Below are 21,102 nucleotides of genomic sequence, written 5' to 3' on the forward strand. Positions count from 1 at the left end.
CGGTCACTTTCCTCCGACGCCCATGAGCCCCTGGACGAGGGCGCGGCGGGCGAACAGGTAGACGAGCAGGATCGGGATCATGGACAGCACGACGGCCGCCAGCAGCCCGGGGACGTTGATGCCGTACTGGGTCTGGAAGTCGTAGAGGCCGAGGGTGATCACCTTGGTCTCGTTCGACTGGGTCAGCACGAGCGGGAAGAGGAAGCCGTTCCAGGCCTGGAGGGCCGAGAAGACGGTGATGGTGGAGAGCCCGCCCTTGGAGAGCGGCAGCACCAGCTGGACGAAGACCCGCCAGGGGGCGGCGCCGTCCATCGCCATCGCCTCGTACAGCTCGGGGGTGATGTCGCGCATCACTCCGGTGAGGACGAGGGCGCAGACCGGGAGCGAGAACGCCGCGGTCGGCAGGATGACGCCGATGAGGTTGTCGTAGAGGCCGGCCTTGCTGATGACGTAGAACATCGGCACGATCACGGCCTGCGCAGGGATGGCGAGGCCGAGCAGGAACAGCCGGAACACCAGGGTGGTCGTCCGGCCGCGGCTGCGCACGATGGCGTACGACAGCGGCGGCACGACGAGCAGCACGATGGCGACCACGCTGACCGTGACGATGACGGTGTTGAGGAAGTACTGGCCGAAGCCGCCCTCGAGGTCGTCCAGGTAGTTCTGCAGGGTCAGGTGCCGGGGCAGTCCGAGCGGGCCGCTCTGTGCGTAGTCGGAGCGGCTCTGCAGGGTGGCGGCCAGCATGGTGTACAGCGGCAGGCCGACGACGAACAGCCAGACCAGCGAGCCGAATCCGGCCAGGATGTTGGGTCGTTGCCTCATCACAGGCCCTCCGAGGTGCTGCGCATCCGGTCGTAGCCGGAGAGCCGGACGACGGCGAGCGAGATGACGGTGGCCACCAGGACGAGCAGCAGGGCGACGGCCGAGCCGGTGCCGAAGTCGAAGCCCTTGAAGGCCTTTTGGTACATGTAGTAGGCGCTGATGGTGGTGTCGGTGCCGGGCCCGCCCTGGGTGAGGATGAGCACGGTGTCGAAGGTGGTGAGGCCGCCGACCACCATGAGGATCACCGAGGTGATGATCGCGTTGCGCAGTTGCGGCAGCGTGATGTGGAAGAACTGCCGTACGGTGCCGGCCCCGTCGATCGCGGCGGCCTGGTAGAGCACCTGCGGAACGGCGCGCGCCGCGCCCTGGTAGATCAGGGTGTGGAACGGGGTGAACTGCCAGGCACCGACGAGCACCAGCACCCCGATCGCCCCGGTCTGCGTGCCGAACAGGTTGCCGTCGCCGAAGAGCCACTCGGCCTCGGCGGGGATGCCGAAGTTCGGGTCGAGCAGGGCCCGCCACAGCACCGAGACGGCGGTGGCGGAGAGCAGCAGCGGCACGAAGTAGATCGCCGACAGCACCGCCCGGTTGCGCTGGTGCCCGGCCGCCCAGACCCCGAGCAGGATGCTGATCGGGGTCTGGACGGCCACGCCGAGCAGGGTGAGCAGCAGGCTCAGCCACAGGCTCTTGACCATCACGGGGTCGTCGAACAGCCGGTTCCAGTTGTCGAGTCCGGCGAATTCCGGCGAGCCGAGACCGTTCCAGCGGGTGAACGAGAGCACGGCGACCAGGACGAGCGGAACGATCGCGAAGAGGACGAAGAAGACCGTGGCGGGGAGCGCCCAGGCGAAGCCCGGGCGGGTCACCGCGGTGCCCGCCCGGCTCGCCGGTCGGCGCCGCGTCACGGCCCCGGTGGCAAGAGTTGTGGTCATGGTGCGGCCCGTCTGGTGTCAGGAGTTCGGCAGGGCCTGCATGGCCTTGATGAAGCCGTTCTCGTCGATCTGGCCGTTGAAGAACTGCTGGACGGCCTGGTGGATGGGCGTGATCGCGGCCGGCGGGTACGCCTGGTCCCAGGACAGCTGGAACGAGGGCGCGGCCTTCACCAGGTCGAACTGGAAGGTGGAGTAGGCCGGGTTGGCGGCGCTGCTGAGGAACTTGGGCGTGTTGGCGGTGGTCGGCAGGTTGCCGATCGCCAGCTGCCCCTGCACGAACTCGTCGGAGTACTGCAGCTTGAGGAACTCGGCGACGGCCTCGGGGTGCTTGGTCTTCTTCAGCACCGAGTAGAAGTTGTTGGTGTTGCCGACGACGTTCTTCGGGTCGCCCTTGCCTCCCGCGACGGTCGGGAAGGAGCCGTAGCCGAGGCTGGACTTGGTGAAGTCCGGGTTGGCGTCCTGCTGGGTGGAGTACTCCCAGGAGCCCATCAGCTCGAAGGCCGCCTTGCCGCGGGCGAGCAGCGCCGGGGAGCCGCCGTCGGTGAACTTCACCGAGTCGAAGTTGGTGCCGAACGCGCCCGCGTCGATCAGCTGCTTGAGCATGCCGAGGGCCTTCTTGCTGTCCTCGCTCGCCCAGGCCGCCTTGTCGCCGCCGAGCGCCTTCTTGAACAGCTCGGGGCCGGCGACGCGGTCGTAGAGGTACTCGAACCACATCAGGGTGGGCCACTGGTCGCCGCCGCCGAGGGCGATCGGGGTGACGCCCTTGCCCTTGAGCGTCTGCACCGCGGCGAGCAGTTCGTCGAAGGTCTTGGGCGCGGCCACGCCGGCGTCGGCGAGCACCTTGGTGTTGCTGAAGAGCAGCACCGGCTGGGTGCCGCGCATCGGGACGCCGTAGGACTTGCCGTCGATCACCGCTGTGTCGAACACCGAGGAGAGGAAGTTGGCCTTGAGGCCCGGCTCCTTGGCGATCATGTCGTCGAGCGGCATCAGCAGTCCGGCGTCGACGAAGGGCTTGATGCTGCCGCCGCCCCAGTTGAAGAAGACGTCCGGGGCCTGCTTGGTGTTGATGATCGTCTGGAGCTTCTGCTGGTAGTCGGCGCCCGGAATGGTGTCCAGGACGGCCTTGACCTTCGACGTCTTGTTGAAGGTCTCGACGATCTGCTTCTCGACCTTGTTGGTGGCGTCCCCGTAGACCAGGACGTGGATCTCGCCGGAGCCGCTGTCGGCCGAGGAGCCGGAGCCGCTGCCGCAGGCCGTCAGGGTGATCCCGAGGACGACTGCCGCGCTGCCGGCGGCCAGTGCACGGGAGAGCCGAGCGTGTCTTCTCATCGCGGTGCCTTTCGAAATGTTTCGGCATCATCGCCGAAATTCTTGGCGCGCTGTGACGCTAAGACCGCCCCTCGGGAGGGGTCAACCCCCGGTTCCGCAGTTACCAGAACGTGACCTTGGACACGTGCCCTATGCTGCACGGCATGCGCGAAGAGGAGGAGAGCGGGCGAGTCACCCTCGCCCAGGTGGCCGAGGAGGCCGGCGTCTCCGTTTCCACGGTTTCGAAAGTTCTCAACGGGAGGCAGGACGTCTCCCGGCCGACCAGGCTCAAGGTCGAGCGCCTCCTGGAGATCCACGGCTACCAGCGCACGCCCAAATCGGCCTGGGAGGCGCCGCTCATCGAGATCGTCTTCCACGAGCTCGACAGCATCTGGGCGATGGAGCTGATCCGCGGGGTCGAGGACGTCGCCAAGGAGCACGACGCGAGCGTGGTGCTCACCGAGAGCGGCACCCGGCACTCCCCGGCCCCGGGCTGGATCGAGGGCGTGCTGCGCCGCCGGCCGCTCGGCGTGGTGCTGGTCTTCTCCAGCCTCCCGCTCGAGGTCAAGCAGCAACTGCGGTCGCGCGCCATCCCGTTCGTCATCATCGACCCGGCCGGTGACCCCGAGCCCGACGTGCCGTCGGTGGGTTCGGCGAACTGGTCCGGCGGCCTCGCCGCCACCCGCCACCTGATCGAGTGCGGGCACCGGCGGATCGCCATCATCACCGGTCCCGAGGACATGCTCTGCTCGCTGGCCCGGCTGGACGGCTTCCGCTCAGCGATGGGCATGGCCGGGCTGGAGATCCCGCCGGACTTCGTCTCCTTCGGCGACTTCCACGTCGAGGGCGGGCGGCGCCGGGCCATGGAGCTGCTGGCCAGGCCCGACCGGCCGACCGCGATCTTCGCCGGCAGCGACCTGCAGGCTCTCGGCGTGCTGGAGGCGGCCCGGGTGCACGGGCTGAAGGTGCCGGACGACCTCTCGGTGGTCGGCTACGACGACGTCGCCGTCGCCCAGTGGACCAGCCCGGCGCTGACCACCGTTCACCAGCCGCTGCGGCAAATGGCCGAGGAGGCCGCGCAGATGCTGCTCCGGATGCGCGCCGAGGGCGGCACCGCCACCCGGCTGGAGCTCGCCACCAGCCTGGTCGTCCGCAAGAGCACCGCACCGCCGCCGCCCGCCTGAGGACAGGTGGTCCGAAAACGGTCGGCGCCGGTCGCGCCATCTTTCCGGGGCCTCCGGCGCGGACAGCCGCGGTGGATTTCGGCAAGGTCTTGCAGAAAGTTACATTCATACTTGCGGGTAACCTTGACTCCCCGCCCCAGCCGGGCGCATCGTCGGGGAGTACGCCGCCACCACCCCGCGCGGCCCCTCCTCCTGTGCCATCCCCGCAGGTCAGCCGCCCCATCCGCTGACGGTCGCGCCCCCACGCGACCGCCTGTGCCGTCCGAGGAGGGCCAGCCCCCATGACCATCGGCCTCCCCCCGGCCGGGGCCCGTCCACGCCCCGCCGCCACCACCGCTTCCGCCGTCCCCGCCCTGCGGTCCGGCCGCCTCGCCTACCACCACCCGCTGTGGCTGGTCACCGTGCCCACCACCCACCACGACGGCCGCACCGGCACCCAGAGCTTCGTCGTCCGCGCCCTCACCGCGCAGGACGCGATGGCCGGCGCCGGCCGCCGCGCGCACGACGACAGCGCCCGGACCCGCCGCCGCGGCGCCCGCATCGACCTCCGCAACGCCAGCGCCGTCCTGCACCGCTGACCGCCGCCGGCCGGTGCCTCAGCCGGCACCCGCCCCGGCCCGCAGGATCCGGGCCAGCGCCTCGGCGTACGGCTGCGGCCGGCGCCGCCGCGCCACCGCGATGCCGAAGTGCCGGGCCGGCCCCGGCGGCCGCACCGGCACCACCCGGGCGCCCGGGAACGGCGGGTCCAGTGCCACCGAGGGCACCAGCGAGACGCCCACCCCGGCGGCGACCAGCGACCGGGCGAAGAAGTAGTCCGTGGTGCTGCCCGCGACCTGCAGCCGGAAGCCGGCCAGCGCCGCGTGCCGGTGCAGGAAGGCCTCGGTCTTCGAGCAGCCCACCACCCAGCGGTCGTCGGCGAGTTCGGCGAGGTCCAGGTCCTCGCGGCCGGCCAGCGGATGCCCGTCCGGCAGCACCACCGAGAGCGGGTCCTCCATCAGCGGCGTCCAGTCGAGGCCCGAGCGGTCGCCGGGCTGCACCGGCAGCGGCCCGTCGAAGTGGTAGGCGATCGCCAGGTCAGCGGCGCCCTCGCGGACCATCGGCAGGCTGTCCTCCGGCTCCCGCTCCAGCACGTGCAGCTCGGCCTCCGGATGCTCGGCCGCGAACCGGGCCAGCGCCGCGGGCAGCAGGTGCCGGCCGCCGGTGGTGAAGGTGGCGACGGTGAACCGCGGGCGGGGCGCCTTCAACCGGTCGATCTGCTCGCGGGCGTGCCGCAGCTCGGCACCGATCGCGCCGGCCGCCTCGACCATCAGCCGCCCGGCCTCGGTGAGCGTGACACCGCGCGTCGAACGCTCCACGACCAGTGTCCCCAGGCCCCGCTCCAGCGCCGCGACCTGCTGCGACACCGCGGACGGGGTAAGCAGCAGCGCGGCCGCCGCCCGGTTGAAGCTCCCGTGCTCGGCGACCGCCTGCAGCACCCTGAGCCGTTGGACGTCGATCACCGCACCCTCCCCGGTCGACAGCTGGGCTTACGACTGCATCAGCAGGCCGCCAGTTCCGCTGGTGACGATACGGCAGGAGGGTGGAGCCATGAGAAGCGTCTGCGTCATCGGCGGAAGCCGGTACTTCGGCCTGCACCTCGTCTCCCTCCTCCAGGAGTCCGGCGCCCGCGTCACCCTGGTCAACCGCGGCTCCGCCGCCCCTCCCCCGGGCGTCACCCACCTCGTCGCGGACCGGTCGGACGAGGCCGCGCTGGCCGCCGCCCTCGGCGGGCGCACCTTCGACGCGGTCGTCGACCAGGTGCTCTACACCCCGGCGCAGGCCGACGTGGCCTGCCGGGTCTTCGCCGGCCGCACCCCGCGCTACGTGATGACCTCCACCATGGAGGTCTACGACCCGGCGACCTCCCCGCTCGTCCCGGCCTCCGCCGCCCCGGTCGCCGAGTCGCAGGTCGACCCCGCCCGCTGGGCCGTCGACCTCGGGCTGCCCTGGCACGACCCGCAGGCACTCGCCCGGCACTTCGACGAGGCGACCGGCTACGCCGAGGGCAAGCGGCAGGCCGAGGCCGTCCTCGCCCGAACGGCGCCGTTCTCCTGGGCGAGCATCCGCAGCGCCCACGTGCTCGGCGGCGGTGCCCAGGACTTCACCGGGCGCCTCGCCCACTACGTCGACCGGATCGCCGCCGGCCGCCCCGTCGCGGTGCACGAGGACGCCCGGCCGACCTCCTTCGTCCACCACCGCGAGATCGCCGCCGTCCTGGCGTGGGCCGCCGCCGCGGAGGCCACCGGCCCGCTGAACGCCTGCTCGCACGGCGCCCTCACCGCCGTCGACCTGGGCCGACTGGTCGCCGACCGGCTCGGCACCACCGCGCACTTCGAGCCCGCGGACGGCGGTGCCGCCTCCCCGTACTCCTTCGACCGCTCGTACGCCATGGACAACGCGCGCGCCACCGGGCTCGGCTTCCGCTTCTCCCGGACGGCCGACTGGCTGCCCAGCGCGATCGACGAGGCCGCCGCGGCCGGGAAGGCGGCCTGAGATGCAGCAGCGCGCCATCGGCGGCACGACCGTCTCCGCGATCGGCCTCGGCACCATGCCGCTGTCCGTCGAGGGCCGCCCCGACGAGCAGGCCGCGACCGCCACGATCCACGCCGCACTGGACGCGGGCGTCACCCTGATCGACACCGCCGACTCCTACCACTGGCACGCCGGCGAGCAGGGCCACAACGAGCGCCTGATCGCCCGCGCCCTCGCCTCCCGGGGCGGCGACCGCGCCCGGGTGCTGGTGGCCACCAAGGGCGGCCGCGGCCGGCCCGGCGACGGCTCCTGGACGGTCGACGGCCGCCCCGACCACCTCCGGCGGGCCTGCGAGGAGTCGCTGCGGCGGCTCGGCACCCAGGCGATCGGCCTCTACCAGTTGCACAAGCCGGACCCGCAGGTGCCGTGGGCCGAGTCGGTGGGCGCCCTCAAGGACCTGCTGGACGCCGGGAAGATCCTCGCCGCGGGCATCTCCAACACCGACGCGGCACAGATCCTCCAGGCCCGTGCGATCCTCGGGCCCGCCCTGGTCTCCGTGCAGAACCGCTACTCCCCCGCCGTCCGCACCGCCGAACCGGAACTGCGGCTCTGCGAGGAGCTCGGCCTGGCCTTCCTGCCGTGGAGCCCGCTCGGCGGCCTCTCCCGCAGCTCCCTGGACGGCCCCTCCGACCTCGGAGCCGCCGACACGCCCTTCCACCGGGTCGCCGCCGCCCGCGGCGTCTCCCCGCAGCGCATCTGCCTGGCCTGGCTGCTGGCCCTCTCCCCGGCGGTCGTCCCCATCCCGGGCGCGAGCCGTCCGGCCACGATCCGAGACTCCGCACTCGCCGCCGACACCGTCCTGGACGCCGCCGAACTCGCCCTGCTCCCCGGCCGACCGGCCACCGGATAACCGGCGGTACGGGCCCGCACCGCTGGTACGGGCGGGTGCGAATGGCCCCGTAGGACGCTCCGCTGCCGACCCCTCCTCATATGATCGGAGCGACATGCGCCATCCTTGGTGGTGAGAAACACCACCGGACGATGCAGGAGGAAGCACGTGGACGACGTTCTTCGCCGCGCCGCGCTGTTCGCAGCCCTCGACGACGACCAGGCTGCCGAGCTGCGCGCTTCCATGACCGAGGTGACCCTCGCCCGCGGCGAGTCGCTGTTCCACGAGGGCGATCCGGGCGACCGGCTCTACGTCGTCGTCGAGGGCAAGGTGAAGCTGCACCGCGCCTCGCCGGACGGCCGCGAGAACATGCTCGCCGTGCTCGGCCCCAGCGAGATGATCGGCGAGCTGTCGCTCTTCGACCCGGGCCCGCGCACCGCCACCGCCACCGCGCTGACCGAGGTCAAGCTGCTCGGCCTCGGCCACGGCGACCTGCTGCCGCTGCTGCACGCCCGCCCCGAGGTTTCGATCGCGCTGCTCCGCGCCATCGCCCGTCGGCTGCGCCGCACCAACGACGTCATGTCCGACCTGGTCTTCTCGGACGTGCCCGGCCGCGTCGCCAAGGCGCTGCTCGACCTCTCCCGCCGCTTCGGCGTGCAGTCGGAGGAGGGCATCCACGTCTCCCACGACCTCACCCAGGAGGAGCTGGCCCAGCTGGTCGGCGCCTCCCGCGAGACGGTCAACAAGGCACTCGCCGACTTCGCCGGCCGCGGCTGGCTGAAGCTGGAGGCCCGCGCGGTCGTCCTGCTCGACGTCGAGCGCCTCTCCCGCCGCTCCCGCTGACCGGGCTTCGCCCGGGCCCACTGGCAACCGCTCAGGGGGCGCCGGGCGAACCGCTCAGGGGCGCAGTTCCCCGCGCCCCTGGGTGGTCGCCCCACAGGTCGATGAGCCCTAGATGAGGCCGTGGTCCTCCAGGTAGCTGAGCTGGGCCCGGACGGACAGTTCGGCGGCCGGCCACAGGGCCTTGTCCACGTCCGCGTAGACCCGCGCGACCACCTCGGGGGCGGTGCGGCAACCGGCCTCCACGGCCGTCTCCACCTGGGCCAGCCGGGCCGCCCGGTGGGCGAGGTAGTAGTCGACGGCGCCGAGCGCATCGGCCAGCACCGGGCCGTGCCCGGGCAGCACGGTGCGCACGCCGTGTTCCGCCGCCATGGTGTGCAGCCGGCGCAGTGAGTCCAGGTAGTCGCCGAGCCGGCCGTCCGGGTGGGCGACCATCGTGGTGCCCCGGCCGAGCACGGTGTCGCCGGTGAGGATGGCGCCGTCCGCGGGCAGGTGGAACGTCAGCGAGTCGGCGGTGTGCCCGGGGGTGCCGACCACCCGGATCTCCAGCCCGCCGACCTCCAGCACCTCGCCGGGCCGCAGGCCCTCCTCGCCGAGGCGCAGGGCCGGGTCCAGCGCGCGCACGTGCGTACCGGTCAGCTCGGCGAAGCGGGCGGCGCCCTCGGCGTGGTCGTGGTGCCCGTGGGTGAGCAGGGTCAGCGCGATCCGCTTGCCCTGCTGCTCGGCGGCGTCGACGACGCGGCGCAGGTGGCCCTCGTCGAGCGGGCCCGGGTCGACGACGACCGCGAGGTCCGAGCCGGGTTCGGACAGCAGCCAGGTGTTGGTGCCGTCCAGGGTCATCGGGGAAGGGTTGGGCGCCAGCACGCAGAGCGCCCGCGGGGTGGCCCCGCCGCCGACGGTGGCGGCGGGGTCGCCCGGAAGAAGACCGCTCACCGGCCGCCCTCGCTGTGGACCAGTGCGCGCGCGGGCAGTTCGCGCACGAGCGCACGCACCGCGGTGCGCTCCTCGACCTCTCCGTCGCAGGCGACGGCCCTCGGGGTGAGGCTGCGGGCGGGCAGGGTGTGCGCCGTCCGGCGAGCCACGTCGTTGTGGTTCATCGGCCAGTGTCCTTCCGTGTGTTCGGTTCGCCCGGCGCGGGGATCACGCCGGGAAGTCTCCGTCGATGGTCAGCTCGTCATACCCGGCCCACCGGACGGTCATTCGGTCGCCGGCCACCTCGGCGCGGCCCAGGACCGGCGCGACGGTGCGCCGGGCGGCCGCCTCCAGGGCGCCCGTTGCGGTCCGCACCGGCAGCAGTTCGCGCAGCACCGTCACGGTGGGGGGCAGCATGCCGTAGCGGCCCTCTGCGTACCCGGCGACGGCCTCGGCCGGGGACAGCCAGGCCACCCGGTCCGCCTCGCCGACCTGGTCGGCCGCGGACTGGCCGTCCGGCAGCGCCGCCACGAAGAACCAGGTGTCGTACCGGCGCTCCTCGAACTCCGGGGTGATCCAGCGCGCCCAGCCGGCCAGCAGGTCGCTGCGCAGCACCAGGCCGTGCTTGTGGAGGAACTCGGCGAAGGAGAGCTCGTGGGCCTCCAGTGCGGCCCGCTCGGCGGACCAGTCGCGGGCGTCGGCGGTGGAGTGCGCGTCGGGGCCGGCGAGCAGCACGCCGGCCTCCTCGAAGGTCTCCCGGACGGCCGCGCAGACCACCGCCTGCGCGGTGCGGGCGTCGGTGCCGAGGCGGACGCCCCACTCCGCGGGCGAGGGGCCGGCCCAGGCGAGCTCGGCGTCGGCGTCCCGGGGGTCGACCCCGCCGCCCGGGTAGGCGTACATGCCGGCGGCGAACGCCATCGAGGTGCGGCGGCGCAGCAGGTAGGCCTCCGGTCCGTCGGCGCCGTTGCGCAGCAGCACGACGGTGGCCGCGGCCTTGGGCACGGCCGGGGTCAGCTCGCCGGCCGCGACCGCCCTGATGCGGGCGGGCCAGCCGGGAGGCATCGGGGCCGACGGTGCGCGATCATCCATGCCCCGGATGCTAAGCGCGCGGGGGTGGGGTTGGACAGAGCCCACCCCACCCGACGTGCGTCGCGGTGCTCAGGCGCCGGCGCGGACGCGGACCTGGATCTCGACCTCGACCGGGGCGTCCAGCGGCAGGACGGTGACGCCGACGGCGCTGCGGGCGTGCACGCCGGCCTCGCCGAGGACCTCGCCGAGCAGTTCGCTGGCGCCGTTGACGACGGCGGGCTGGCCGGTGAAGTCGGGGGCGGAGGCGACGAAGCCGACGACCTTGACGACCTGCTCGATGTTGTCGAGGTCGCCGATCACGGACTTCACCGCGGCGAGGGCGTTGAGCGCGCAGATCTGCGCCAGTGCCTTGGCCCGCTCGGCCGTCACCTCGGCGCCGACCTTGCCGGTGTGCTGCAGCTTGCCGGCCACCATGGGCAGCTGGCCGGAGGTGAACACGTGGTCGCCGGAACGGACGGCCGGCACGTAGGCCGCCACCGGCGGGGCCACGTCGGGGAGGGTCAGGCCGAGTTCGGCCAGCTTCTCCTCAACCTTGCTCATCAGCTCTTCTCCCGCTTGAGGTAGGCCACGAGCTGCTCGGGGTTGTTCGGGCCGGGCACGACCTGGACGAGCTCCCAGCCGTCCTCGCCCCAGGTGTCCAGGATCTGCTTGGTGGCGTGCACGAGAAGCGGCACGGTGACGTATTCCCACTTGGTCATGGGGGTGACTCTAGACGGTCCGGCTTCCCGGCCCGCGACGCCACGGGGCCGCGGCCGCGGGGCCCGGCGCAGGGCCGCGGTGTGAGGTGGGCCACAAAGGGGGCATGAATCCGGCCGGGCACCCGGATGGTCCCGCCATCGGCGGCGTCGGCTGGTTACCCTCGCCAGGGAGGGGCACCCGTGCGGTGCCCGGTCGACGCAGGACGGAGACGGAGCGTGGCGAGCACCCCCGGCCCATCGGGGCAGGCCGACCCCGACTGGGAGGGGGTCCGGCTGCACGTCGTCAGCGGCAAGGGCGGCACCGGGAAGACCACGGTCGCGGCGGCGCTGGCCATGGCACTGGCGGCCGACGGCGGCCGGACGCTGCTGATCGAGGTCGAGGGCCGGCAGGGCATCGCCGAGCTGTTCGGGATGGCGGCGCTGCCGTACGAGGAGCGCAAGGTCGCCTCGGTCTCGCAGGCCAGGCTGGGGCTGCCCGGCAGCGGACAGGGCGAGGTGTACGCGCTGGCGATCGACACCGAGCTGGCGCTGCTGGAGTACCTGGAGATGTTCTACAAGCTGGGCCGGGCCGGCAAGGCGCTGCAGAAGGTCGGCTTCGTGGACTTCGCCACCACGATCGCGCCGGGCGTGCGGGACGTCCTGCTGACCGGCAAGGCCTGCGAGGCGGCCCGGCGCAAGGGCCCGGACGGCCGCCGGGCGTACGACGCGATCGTGATGGACGCGCCGCCCACCGGCCGGCTGACCCGCTTCCTGAACGTCAACGAGGAGGTGGCCGGGCTGGCCAGGTTCGGCCCGATCCACGGTCAGGCGCAGGCGGTGATGAGGGTGCTGAAGTCCCCGGAGACCGCGGTGCACTTCGTGACGCTGCTGGAGGAGATGCCGGTGCAGGAGACCGTGGACGGCATCGCCGACCTGCGGGAGGCGCAGCTGCCGGTGGGCGGGGTGATGGTCAACATGGTCCGTCCCCCGGTGCTGGACGCGGCCGCGGTGGCCGCGGTGGACGGTGACCACCGGGAGGAGGTCGCCGTGGCGCTGGGCGAGGCCGGGCTGGGCGGCCGGTCGCGCAAGCCGGAGACCGTCCGGGCGGCGGTGGAGCCGCTGCTGGGCCCGCTGCTGGAGCAGGCCAGGGAGCACGCCGAGCGGGTCGAGCTGGAGCGCGAGCAGCGCGCCGACCTGCAGCGCTCAAAGCTGCCGACCTACGAGCTGCCGCTGCTGGGCGAGGGCGTGGACCTGGGCGGGCTGTACCGCCTCGCGGGCGAGCTGAAGCGGCAGGGGGCGGCATGACCGCGGCGGGCACCCGGAAGCCCCGGCAGGCGTCCGTGCTGGACGTGGATGCGCTGATCGACGACCCGGAGACCCGGATCGTGGTCTGCTGCGGCTCCGGCGGCGTCGGCAAGACCACCACGGCGGCGGCGATCGGGCTGCGGGCGGCGGAGCGCGGCCGGAAGGTGGTCGTGCTGACCATCGACCCGGCCCGGCGGCTCGCGCAGTCGATGGGCCTGACCGAGCTGGACAACACCCCGCGGCTGGTCAAGGGCGCCCAGGGGCCCGGCGAGCTGCAGGCCATGATGCTCGACATGAAGCGGACCTTCGACGAGGTCGTGCTGGCCCATGCCGAGCCGGAGCGGGCGAAGGCGATCCTGGAGAACCCGTTCTACCAGTCCCTGTCGGCCGGCTTCGCCGGCACGCAGGAGTACATGGCGATGGAGAAGCTCGGCCAGCTGCGCGCCGAGGACCGCTGGGACCTGATCGTCGTGGACACCCCGCCGTCCCGTTCGGCGCTGGACTTCCTGGACGCGCCGAGCCGGCTGGGCTCCTTCCTGGACGGGAAGCTGATCCGGCTGCTGACCGCGCCGGCCAAGGTCGGCGGGCGCAGTGCGATGAAGTTCCTGAACGTGGGCGTGGGGCTGCTCACCGGCACCCTCGGCAAGATCTTCGGCGCCCAGCTGCTGACGGACATCCAGACCTTCGTCGCGGCGATGGACTCGATGTTCGGCGGCTTCCGGGAGCGCGCCGACCGCACGTACCAGCTGCTCAAGGCGCCGGGCACGGCCTTCCTGGTGGTGGCGGCCCCGGAGCGGGACGCGCTGCGCGAGGCGGCGTACTTCGTGGACCGGCTGGCCGCGGACGAGATGCCGCTGGCGGGGCTGGTGCTGAACCGGGTGCACGGCACGGGCGCGCCGCAGCTGACCGCGGAACGGGCCCTGGCGGCGGCGGAGGCGCTGGAGGAGAACGGCTCGCAGACGTCGTCGGTGGCGGCCGAGACGCTGGCGGTCGGACTGCTGCGGCTGCACGCCGAGCGGGTGCAGATCATGGCGCGGGAAATGCGCACCCGGGACCGGTTCGTCTCGGTCTACCCGGACGTGCCGATCGTCGAGGTGGCCGCGCTGGCCGGAGACGTCCACGACCTGGACGGACTGCGGGCCATCGGTGATCGCCTGGGCACCACCGACCCCGCGGGCGCGGTGAACTGAGCGCCCGCCAGGTGTGGTGTCCCGGCCGACGGCGGACCGCAGGGCCCGCCGCCCGCTCAGCCCGCCTGTGCGTAGTCCGTCAGCACCACACCGGTGGCCAGCGAGGCCTCGTACTCGGTGCGGGCGGTCTCCAGCAGTCGGCGCCACGAGACCACCGTGGGCCTGCGGCGAAGCAGTGCCCTGCGCTCGCGCTCGGTCATCCCTCCCCAGACGCCGAACTCCACCCGGTTGTCCAGTGCGTCGGCAAGGCACTCCGTGCGCACCGGGCAGCCACTGCACACCGCCTTGGCGCGGTTCTGCGCCGCCCCCTGCACGAACAGCTCGTCCGGATCACTAGTGCGGCAGGCCGCCTGCGCACTCCAGTCGTCCACCCAGCCCATTTCGGCGCCGTCCTCTCCCGAATCGGGGCTCCCCCACGGCGGCAACGGCATATTCACCGCTGCCAGTTGAGGACGTTACGGAAGAACGGCAGCGAGCAACAGCCCCTTCGGGCTCAATCTCGCATGGCCCAATCGGACTATGGGTGCCCGGAAGCTCACTCGTTGGAGTGATCGCAGGTCACGGGTCTTGCCAGAACCCTCAGGACCACTCTCGTCACACTGCGCAACCGGGTATCGCCCGTCACAGCTGGACGGCGGGCGGCAAACCCGGGCGAATCGGACAATTCTCATCACTCACAAGAGTGATGACGATAAACAGAGCGAAGCTGTCGCAGTTCTGTGACAAGCGTAGGCGAACACCTGCCCCCCTGTACGGGAATCGGCGACGTAGTGTTCTCCCCATGGCGACTCAGCGACCCTTGGGCTCCGCACTCGACAAGGCAGGGCTCGGCATCAAGCTCCTCGGCACCAGCGTGCTGGCCGGGATCCTGGTGGCCGGAATGGCCCTGCCGGCCGTCGGCGCACTCGGACTGACCGCCAAGGACACCGCCGACAGCTTCGACGACATCCCGAGCGACTTCACCACGCCCCCGCTCTCCCAGGCGTCCATGATCTACGACGCCAAGGGCGGCGTGATCGCCAAGGTCTACGACCGCGACCGCACCATCCTCACCAAGGAGCAGATGGCGCCGATCATGCGCCAGGCCCAGGTCGACATCGAGGACAGCCGCTTCTACGAGCACGGCGCCGTCGACCTCAAGGGCGTGCTGCGCGCGATCACCAAGAACGCCGAGGCCGGATCCGCCACCCAGGGCGCCTCCACGCTCACCCAGCAGTACGTGAAGAACGTCTTCGTCGAGCAGGCCGGCGACAACCAGGAGGCCTTCCTGGACGCCACCCGCAAGAGCCTCGGCCGCAAGGTCCAGGAGCTGAAGTACGCCATCAAGCTGGAAGAGGACCTGACCAAGGACCAGATCCTCACCAACTACCTCAACATCACGTTCTACGGCCACCAGGCGTACGGCGTCGAGTCCGCCTCCACCCGGTACTTCAGCAAGAGCGCCAAGGACCTCACCCTCCCCGAGGCCGCCATGCTCGCCGGCCTGGTGCAGAACCCCTCGGCCTACGACCCGATCCTGCACCCCAAGGCCGCCGAGGCCCGCCGGAACACCGTGATCAACAAGCTGCTGGAGAACAAGCACATCACGCCGGAGCAGGCCAAGGAGGCCATCGCCACCCCGCTCGGCATCAAGTACAAGGAGCCGCTGAACGGCTGCATCACCGCGCAGTCCGGCATGGGCTTCTTCTGCGACTACGTGCGCCACGCGGTCAAGCAGGACCCGGTCTTCGGCAAGACCGCGGCCGACCGCCAGAAGCTGTGGAGCCAGGGCGGCCTCAAGATCTACACCACCATCGACCCGGACAAGCAGGAGGCGGCCTACAAGGCGGTCACCACCAAGGTCCGGCCGACCGACACGGTGTCCGCCGCGATGACCATGATCAAGCCGGGCACCGGCGAGATCCTCGCGATGGCCCAGACCCGCCCCTACGGCCTGGACTCCAAGCAGAACCAGACCGTCCTCAACCTCAACGTCGACGCCGCGATGGGCGGCGGCAACGGCTTTGCCCCGGGTTCGACCTTCAAGCCGGTCCTCGCCGCGGCGGCGCTCGAGGCGGGCATCCCGATCGACCAGCAGTACCCCTCGCCGTACAAGATGGACTACCCGCGGATGACCACCTGCGACGGCACCTGGAACGAGAAGGGCGTGCCGGTCGAGAACGAGAGCTCCGGCGAGGTCGGCCCGTACAGCCTCCGGGACGCCATGGCGAAGTCGGTCAACACCTACTTCGTGCAGATGGAGGAGGAGGTCGGCCTCTGCGCCATGAAGCAGATGGCCACCAAGCTCGGCATCGGCAAGCTCGCCAACGGCAGCGCGATCAAGCAGGTCCCGTCCATGGTGCTCGGCACCCAGGAGGTCAGCCCGCTGACCATGGCCAGCGCGTACGCCGCCTTCGCCTCCCGCGGCAAGTACTGCAAGCCGATCGCCATCACCTCGGTCGTCAACGCCGAGAACAAGAAGCTCCCCGTGCCGAAGGCCGACTGCCTCCAGGCGATGGCCGAGTCCACCGCGGACGGCATCAACACCCTGCTGCTCGGCGTGACCGAGAAGGGCACCGGCTCCGGCATCAGCATCACCGACGGCCGCCAGATCGCCGGCAAGACCGGTACCACCGACAACCGGTACGCCGCCTGGTTCACCGGCTACACCCCCGACCTGGCCACCTCGGTCTGGCTCGGCGGCCCCACCGGCAACGTCTCGATGCGCAACATCCGCATCGGCGGCCGGTACTACTCCGCGGTCTACGGCGCCGACGGCCCCGGCCCGATCTGGGAGAAGGCCATGAACGAGGTGCTCGTCGGCACCAAGCGCAGCTCCTTCGAGGTCGTCAGCGTGCCCGACTCCAACCCCGCGCCGACCAACTCCCCTGCCCCGCCGCCCGGCGGCGGCAACGGGAACGGGAACGGCAACGGGAACGGCAACGCCACCGGCCTGATCAACGGCGGCTTCACCCTGCCGCCCGGCACCTTCGGCGGCAACACCGGCCGCCCCAGGCACTGAGCGACCGGCCCCGCGACACACGGAGGGCGGCCACCCCGACACGGGGTGGCCGCCCTCCGGCGTTCGCCTCCGCGGTCCGTCGGGCCGGTCAGCCCGCCAGCGCGGCCTTCACGGCGGCCGCGACCCGGCCGCCCTCCGCCCGGTCGCCCACCTTCGGGCGCACCAGCTTCATCACGGCGCCCATCGCCTGCGGCCCGGAGGCACCGCTCTCGGCCACCGCCTCGGCCACGATCGCGGCCAGCTCCTCGTCCGAGAGCTGCTGCGGCAGGTACCCGGCGAGCACCTCGCCCTCCGCCCGCTCCTGGGCGGCGGACTCGGCACGCCCGGCGTTCTCGAACGCCTCCGCGGCCTCCCGGCGCTTCTTCGCCTCGCGGACGATCACCTTCAGCACCTCGTCGTCCGAGAGCTCCCGCTTGGTCTTGCCCGCCACCTCCTCCGAGGTGACCGCGGCCAGCGTCAGCCGGAGGGTGGACGAGCGCAGCTCGTCCCGGGCCTTGATCGCAGCCGTGAGGTCCTCCTGCAGCTGCTCCTTGAGCGTCGTCATGGCCCAAATCTTCGCAGGCCGGACCGCTTTCCGCGCAGCAATTTGGGCGGGGCCCGCAGCGGCCGCTCTCTCTCTCTCTCTCTCTCTCTCTCTCTCTCTCTCTCTCTCTCTCTCTCTCTCTCTCTCTCTCTCTCTCTCTCTCTCTCTCTCTCTCTCTCTCTCTCTCTCTCTCTCTCTCTCTCTCTCTCTCTCTCTCTCTCTCTCTCTCTCTCTCTCTCTCTCTCTCTCTCTCTCTCTCTCTCTCTCTCTCTCTCTCTCTCTCTCTCTCTCTCTCTCTCTCTCTCTCTCTCTCTCTCTCTCTCTCTCTCTCTCTCTCTCTCTCTCTCTCTCTCTCTCTCTCTCTCTCTCTCTCTCTCTCTCTCTCTCTCTCTCTCTCTCTCTCTCTCTCTCTCTCTCTCTCTCTCTCTCTCTCTCTCTCTCTCTCTCTCTCTCTCTCTCTCTCTCTCTCTCTCTCTCTCTCTCTCTCTCTCTCTCTCTCTCTCTCTCTCTCTCTCTCTCTCTCTCTCTCTCTCTCTCTCTCTCTCTCTCTCTCTCTCTCTCTCTCTCTCTCTCTCTCTCTCTCTCTCTCTCTCTCTCTCTCTCTCTCTCTCTCTCTCTCTCTCTCTCTCTCTCTCTCTCTCTCTCTCTCTCTCTCTCTCTCTCTCTCTCTCTCTCTCTCTCTCTCTCTCTCTCTCTCTCTCTCTCTCTCTCTCTCTCTCTCTCTCTCTCTCTCTCTCTCTCTCTCTCTCTCTCTCTCTCTCTCTCTCTCTCTCTCTCTCTCTCTCTCTCTCTCTCTCTCTCTCTCTCTCTCTCTCTCTCTCTCTCTCTCTCTCTCTCTCTCTCTCTCTCTCTCTCTCTCTCTCTCTCTCTCTCTCTCTCTCTCTCTCTCTCTCTCTCTCTCTCTCTCTCTCTCTCTCTCTCTCTCTCTCTCTCTCTCTCTCTCTCTCTCTCTCTCTCTCTCTCTCTCTCTCTCTCTCTCTCTCTCTCTCTCTCTCTCTCTCTCTCTCTCTCTCTCTCTCTCTCTCTCTCTCTCTCTCTCTCTCTCTCTCTCTCTCTCTCTCTCTCTCTCTCTCTCTCTCTCTCTCTCTCTCTCTCTCTCTCTCTCTCTCTCTCTCTCTCTCTCTCTCTCTCTCTCTCTCTCTCTCTCTCTCTCTCTCTCTCTCTCTCTCTCTCTCTCTCTCTCTCTCTCTCTCTCTCTCTCTCTCTCTCTCTCTCTCTCTCTCTCTCTCTCTCTCTCTCTCTCTCTCTCTCTCTCTCTCTCTCTCTCTCTCTCTCTCTCTCTCTCTCTCTCTCTCTCTCTCTCTCTCTCTCTCTCTCTCTCTCTCTCTCTCTCTCTCTCTCTCTCTCTCTCTCTCTCTCTCTCTCTCTCTCTCTCTCTCTCTCTCTCTCTCTCTCTCTCTCTCTCTCTCTCTCTCTCTCTCTCTCTCTCTCTCTCTCTCTCTCTCTCTCTCTCTCTCTCTCTCTCTCTCTCTCTCTCTCTCTCTCTCTCTCTCTCTCTCTCTCTCTCTCTCTCTCTCTCTCTCTCTCTCTCTCTCTCTCTCTCTCTCTCTCTCTCTCTCTCTCTCTCTCTCTCTCTCTCTCTCTCTCCCCGGCGGGGACCGGCAAAGGGCCCACAGGCTGCCCGCAGGCGTGCGACGATCCGCCCATGTCGACGGCGGGGACGGACGCGTACACCGGGGAGACCGGGCTGCCCGGCGGGGTGGCCAGGGCGGTTGCAGCGGCGCGGCGGGCCGGATTCCCGTACTCCTGCCGCCCCGAACAGGGGCGGCTGCTGCAGGTCCTGGCCGGCGGCGCCCGACTGCGGATCGGCGAGAGCGGCACCGGGTACGGCGTCGGGCTGGCCTGGCTGGCCGCCGGGGCACGGCCGGGGATCGAGCTGGTCAGCGTCGAGCGCGACCCCGGGCGGGCGGCCGCCGCGGCGGCCCTCTTCGCGGACGCCCCGCACGTCAGGGTGCTGACCGCGGACTGGACCGAGCTGTACGCCCACGGCCCGTACGACCTGCTGGTACTGGACGGCGGCGGGCAGGGCAAGGGCGGCCCGGCCGCCGACCCGGAGAAGCTGCTCACCCCCGGCGGGGTCCTGGTCGTGGACGACTTCACCCCGGCCGACAGCTGGCCGCCGCTCTTCGACGGCCGGCCCGACGAGGCCCGCCTGCACTGGCTGCAGCACCCCGCCCTGCGCGCCGTCGACCTCCCGCTCGCCGCCGACCTCAGCGGCGTCGTCGCGGTGCGCCGCCACCCGGGGTGACCAGCCCGTTCACGGGCCCCGGCGGGGTCTGAGAGCATGGACCGATGCGACCGCTGTACTCCGTCCCGCTCGGAATCGCCGCCACCGGCGCCGCCTGCCTCGCCTACGCCGCCGGCTACGAGGTCCGCTCGTTCCGCCTCCGCCGCGTCGAGGTCCCGATCCTGCCGCGCGGCGCACGGCCGATCCGGATCCTGCAGGTGTCCGACATACACATGGTGACCGGACAGCAGAAGAAACAGCGGTGGCTGCAGAGCCTCGCCGGCCTGCGCCCCGACCTCGTGGTCAACACCGGCGACAACCTCTCCGACCCGCTCGGCGTCCCGGCCACCCTGGACGCCCTCGGGCCGCTGATGGACTTCCCCGGCGTGTACGTCTTCGGCTCCAACGACTACTACGGCCCGGCCCGCAAGAGCCCCACCCGGTACCTCACCGCCCTGCGCACCGGCGTGCACGGCCTCAACAACCCGGACGGCACCGGCCGCCGCGGCATCAAGGGCGCCGTCCACAACCCCTGGCAGAAGCTCCGCGACGGCTTCGACGAGGCCGGCTGGCTCAATCTCAACAACGCCCGCGGACGCCTCACGATCGGCGGCCTGGACGTCGAATTCACCGGCCTGGACGACCCGCACATCCGCCACGACAAGTACGCCAAGGTGGCCGGCGGCCCCTCCGACGACGCCGACCTGTCGCTCGCCGTCGTGCACGCCCCCTACCTGCGGGTGCTGGACGCCTTCACCGCCGACCGCTACCCGCTGATCCTCGCCGGGCACACCCACGGCGGGCAGCTGTGCATCCCCTTCTACGGCGCCCTGGTCACCAACTGCGACATCGACACCGACCGGGTCAAGGGCCTCTCCACCCACAAGGCCGGCGGCCACCGCTCCTACCTCCACGTGTCCGCCGGCTGCGGCACCAACCGCTACACCCCGGTCCGCTTCGCCTGCCCGCCCGAGGCCACCCTCCTCACCCTGACACCGGGCCGCTGACCAGCCACGACGCCCCGAGAGGAATCGGATTTCGTCTCTCGGCACACCTCCTGTAGAGTTCTACTCGTTGCGCCGGAGACGGAAGGCAACAGAGCAGGACCGGGGTGTAGCGCAGCTTGGTAGCGCGCTTCGTTCGGGACGAAGAGGCCGTGGGTTCAAATCCCGCCACCCCGACCCAGTGGGAAGGGCCCTATCGGAGAGATCCGGTGGGGCCCTTTCTCGTTGTGCGTGTCTAACTGCGTGACTGCGCCTCAGGGCGCACCGTTTCCAGCGAGCAGGGCGCGAAGCTGCGGCACAGCTCATGCGGAGTCCACTCGACCCCAGTCACGCCCTCCATCTTGGTGATGGCGGCGCGGAAGGCCCGGCGGACGCGGGATGGTCGGGCTCGGTACGGACGGCGGAGTGAAGGCGAGGGTGTGCTCCCCCTTGTCGCCGGCTGGCAGACGGTCCCACCCCTGGCCCACCCAGTGGTCCCGGAGCACTCAGCGCCCTTGGATCCCGAGCAGCATGGCGGCGATGCCCAGGCCGTTGCGGGCGGCGGCGCCGGCATCAGATACGGCGGCCAGGACGGCACACCCGGGGCCGGGGCCGGGTGTGCCGTCCTCTGCCCGGCACCTCGCCCTGGGCCCCGCCTCAGCCCAGGCCCGGCGGTGCCCACGGGCTGGCATCACCCCCTGCGGGCTAC

The 21,102-nt window shown here is 70.6% G+C and carries 21 protein-coding genes and 1 tRNA gene; 11 read left to right on the plus strand and 11 right to left on the minus strand.

Annotated features, from left to right (window positions below):
- Nucleotides 1-3 precede the first annotated feature (3 nt).
- The 3 genes from ACQ614_RS16975 to ACQ614_RS16985 are packed head-to-tail and all read right to left on the minus strand — an operon-like array spanning nt 4 to nt 3,083.
- Nucleotides 4-822 (minus strand): carbohydrate ABC transporter permease, encoded by an 819-nt coding sequence (locus tag ACQ614_RS16975; protein WP_431679406.1) that lies wholly within the window; start codon nt 820-822, stop codon nt 4-6.
- Nucleotides 822-1,754 (minus strand): carbohydrate ABC transporter permease, encoded by a 933-nt coding sequence (locus ACQ614_RS16980; protein ID WP_431679407.1) that lies wholly within the window; start codon nt 1,752-1,754, stop codon nt 822-824. The genes ACQ614_RS16975 and ACQ614_RS16980 overlap by 1 nt, the downstream gene beginning before the upstream one ends.
- Before the next feature lie 18 nt (nt 1,755-1,772).
- Nucleotides 1,773-3,083 carry an ABC transporter substrate-binding protein gene (locus tag ACQ614_RS16985; protein ID WP_431679408.1) on the minus strand — a complete coding sequence of 437 codons (1,311 nt, stop codon included), beginning with the start codon at nt 3,081-3,083 and terminating at the stop codon, nt 1,773-1,775.
- Between the two features lie 131 nt (nt 3,084-3,214).
- Here ACQ614_RS16985 and ACQ614_RS16990 point away from each other — a divergent pair, with 131 nt between their 5' ends.
- Both ACQ614_RS16990 and ACQ614_RS16995 read left to right on the plus strand, forming a co-directional pair.
- The gene (locus tag ACQ614_RS16990) at nt 3,215-4,246 is read left to right on the plus strand and encodes a LacI family DNA-binding transcriptional regulator (RefSeq protein ID WP_431683946.1); all 1,032 of its coding nucleotides are present in this window, start codon (nt 3,215-3,217) and stop codon (nt 4,244-4,246) included.
- 281 nt (nt 4,247-4,527) lie between these two features.
- On the plus strand, nt 4,528-4,824 hold the full coding sequence (locus tag ACQ614_RS16995) for a hypothetical protein (protein WP_431679409.1): 297 nt from the start codon (nt 4,528-4,530) through the stop codon (nt 4,822-4,824).
- A gap of 18 nt (nt 4,825-4,842) precedes the next feature.
- Here the strand turns inward: ACQ614_RS16995 and ACQ614_RS17000 are convergent, their stop codons facing one another.
- Nucleotides 4,843-5,745 (minus strand): LysR family transcriptional regulator, encoded by a 903-nt coding sequence (locus tag ACQ614_RS17000; protein WP_431679410.1) that lies wholly within the window; start codon nt 5,743-5,745, stop codon nt 4,843-4,845.
- 88 nt (nt 5,746-5,833) lie between these two features.
- Between ACQ614_RS17000 and ACQ614_RS17005 the strand changes: the two genes are divergently transcribed.
- The 3 genes from ACQ614_RS17005 to ACQ614_RS17015 all read left to right on the plus strand — a co-directional run bounded on the left by ACQ614_RS17005 (nt 5,834) and on the right by ACQ614_RS17015 (nt 8,489).
- Nucleotides 5,834-6,778: a reductase gene (locus ACQ614_RS17005; RefSeq protein ID WP_431679411.1), complete on the plus strand. Its 945-nt coding sequence runs from the start codon at nt 5,834-5,836 to the stop codon at nt 6,776-6,778.
- A gap of 1 nt (nt 6,779) precedes the next feature.
- Complete coding sequence (locus tag ACQ614_RS17010) at nt 6,780-7,667, plus strand: aldo/keto reductase (protein WP_431679412.1); 888 nt, start codon at nt 6,780-6,782, stop codon at nt 7,665-7,667.
- Nucleotides 7,668-7,814: 147 nt separating this feature from the next.
- Entirely contained in the window at nt 7,815-8,489 is a 675-nt protein-coding gene (locus ACQ614_RS17015; RefSeq protein WP_030272710.1) for a Crp/Fnr family transcriptional regulator, read from the plus strand.
- Nucleotides 8,490-8,597: 108 nt separating this feature from the next.
- On the opposite strand, the gene ACQ614_RS17020 is transcribed toward ACQ614_RS17015, so the two are convergent.
- The 5 genes from ACQ614_RS17020 to ACQ614_RS17040 form a co-directional block, all read right to left on the minus strand.
- Nucleotides 8,598-9,419, minus strand: coding sequence for an MBL fold metallo-hydrolase (locus tag ACQ614_RS17020; protein ID WP_431679413.1), 822 nt, complete (start codon nt 9,417-9,419; stop codon nt 8,598-8,600).
- Complete coding sequence (locus tag ACQ614_RS17025; protein WP_431679414.1) at nt 9,416-9,583, minus strand: hypothetical protein; 168 nt, start codon at nt 9,581-9,583, stop codon at nt 9,416-9,418. Before ACQ614_RS17025 ends, ACQ614_RS17020 begins: the two co-directional genes overlap by 4 nt.
- Nucleotides 9,584-9,626: 43 nt before the next feature.
- Entirely contained in the window at nt 9,627-10,487 is an 861-nt protein-coding gene (locus tag ACQ614_RS17030) for an NUDIX hydrolase (RefSeq protein WP_431679415.1), read from the minus strand.
- A 69-nt stretch (nt 10,488-10,556) separates the two neighbouring features.
- Nucleotides 10,557-11,027 carry a RidA family protein gene (locus tag ACQ614_RS17035; RefSeq protein ID WP_431679416.1) on the minus strand — a complete coding sequence of 157 codons (471 nt, stop codon included), beginning with the start codon at nt 11,025-11,027 and terminating at the stop codon, nt 10,557-10,559.
- A complete protein-coding gene (locus tag ACQ614_RS17040) occupies nt 11,027-11,185 on the minus strand; it encodes a DUF4177 domain-containing protein (RefSeq protein ID WP_095874066.1) in 159 nt (52 codons plus the stop codon). Before ACQ614_RS17040 ends, ACQ614_RS17035 begins: the two co-directional genes overlap by 1 nt.
- A gap of 216 nt (nt 11,186-11,401) precedes the next feature.
- Between ACQ614_RS17040 and ACQ614_RS17045 the strand changes: the two genes are divergently transcribed.
- Nucleotides 11,402-12,469: an ArsA-related P-loop ATPase gene (locus ACQ614_RS17045; RefSeq protein WP_363490546.1), complete on the plus strand. Its 1,068-nt coding sequence runs from the start codon at nt 11,402-11,404 to the stop codon at nt 12,467-12,469.
- Nucleotides 12,466-13,659: an ArsA family ATPase gene (locus tag ACQ614_RS17050; protein ID WP_431679417.1), complete on the plus strand. Its 1,194-nt coding sequence runs from the start codon at nt 12,466-12,468 to the stop codon at nt 13,657-13,659. Before ACQ614_RS17045 ends, ACQ614_RS17050 begins: the two co-directional genes overlap by 4 nt.
- Before the next feature lie 56 nt (nt 13,660-13,715).
- Here the strand turns inward: ACQ614_RS17050 and ACQ614_RS17055 are convergent, their stop codons facing one another.
- A complete protein-coding gene (locus ACQ614_RS17055; protein ID WP_043175103.1) occupies nt 13,716-14,039 on the minus strand; it encodes a WhiB family transcriptional regulator in 324 nt (107 codons plus the stop codon).
- A gap of 401 nt (nt 14,040-14,440) precedes the next feature.
- On the opposite strand from ACQ614_RS17055, the gene ACQ614_RS17060 reads away from it, so the two are divergent.
- The gene (locus ACQ614_RS17060; RefSeq protein WP_431679418.1) at nt 14,441-16,660 is read left to right on the plus strand and encodes a transglycosylase domain-containing protein; all 2,220 of its coding nucleotides are present in this window, start codon (nt 14,441-14,443) and stop codon (nt 16,658-16,660) included.
- Between the two features lie 88 nt (nt 16,661-16,748).
- Here the strand turns inward: ACQ614_RS17060 and ACQ614_RS17065 are convergent, their stop codons facing one another.
- Complete coding sequence (locus tag ACQ614_RS17065; protein ID WP_363500639.1) at nt 16,749-17,204, minus strand: GatB/YqeY domain-containing protein; 456 nt, start codon at nt 17,202-17,204, stop codon at nt 16,749-16,751.
- Between ACQ614_RS17065 and ACQ614_RS17070 the strand changes: the two genes are divergently transcribed.
- The 3 genes from ACQ614_RS17070 (at nt 17,203) to ACQ614_RS17080 (ending at nt 20,591) form a co-directional block, all read left to right on the plus strand.
- Nucleotides 17,203-19,431, plus strand: coding sequence for an O-methyltransferase (locus ACQ614_RS17070; protein ID WP_431679419.1), 2,229 nt, complete (start codon nt 17,203-17,205; stop codon nt 19,429-19,431). The genes ACQ614_RS17065 and ACQ614_RS17070 overlap by 2 nt on opposite strands.
- Before the next feature lie 44 nt (nt 19,432-19,475).
- A complete protein-coding gene (locus ACQ614_RS17075; RefSeq protein WP_431679420.1) occupies nt 19,476-20,417 on the plus strand; it encodes a metallophosphoesterase in 942 nt (313 codons plus the stop codon).
- 100 nt (nt 20,418-20,517) lie between these two features.
- A tRNA-Pro gene (locus ACQ614_RS17080) sits at nt 20,518-20,591 on the plus strand.
- Nucleotides 20,592-21,102 lie beyond the last annotated feature (511 nt).

Source organism: Kitasatospora dryopteridis, from assembly GCF_050749075.1.
GTDB lineage: Bacteria > Actinomycetota > Actinomycetes > Streptomycetales > Streptomycetaceae > Kitasatospora.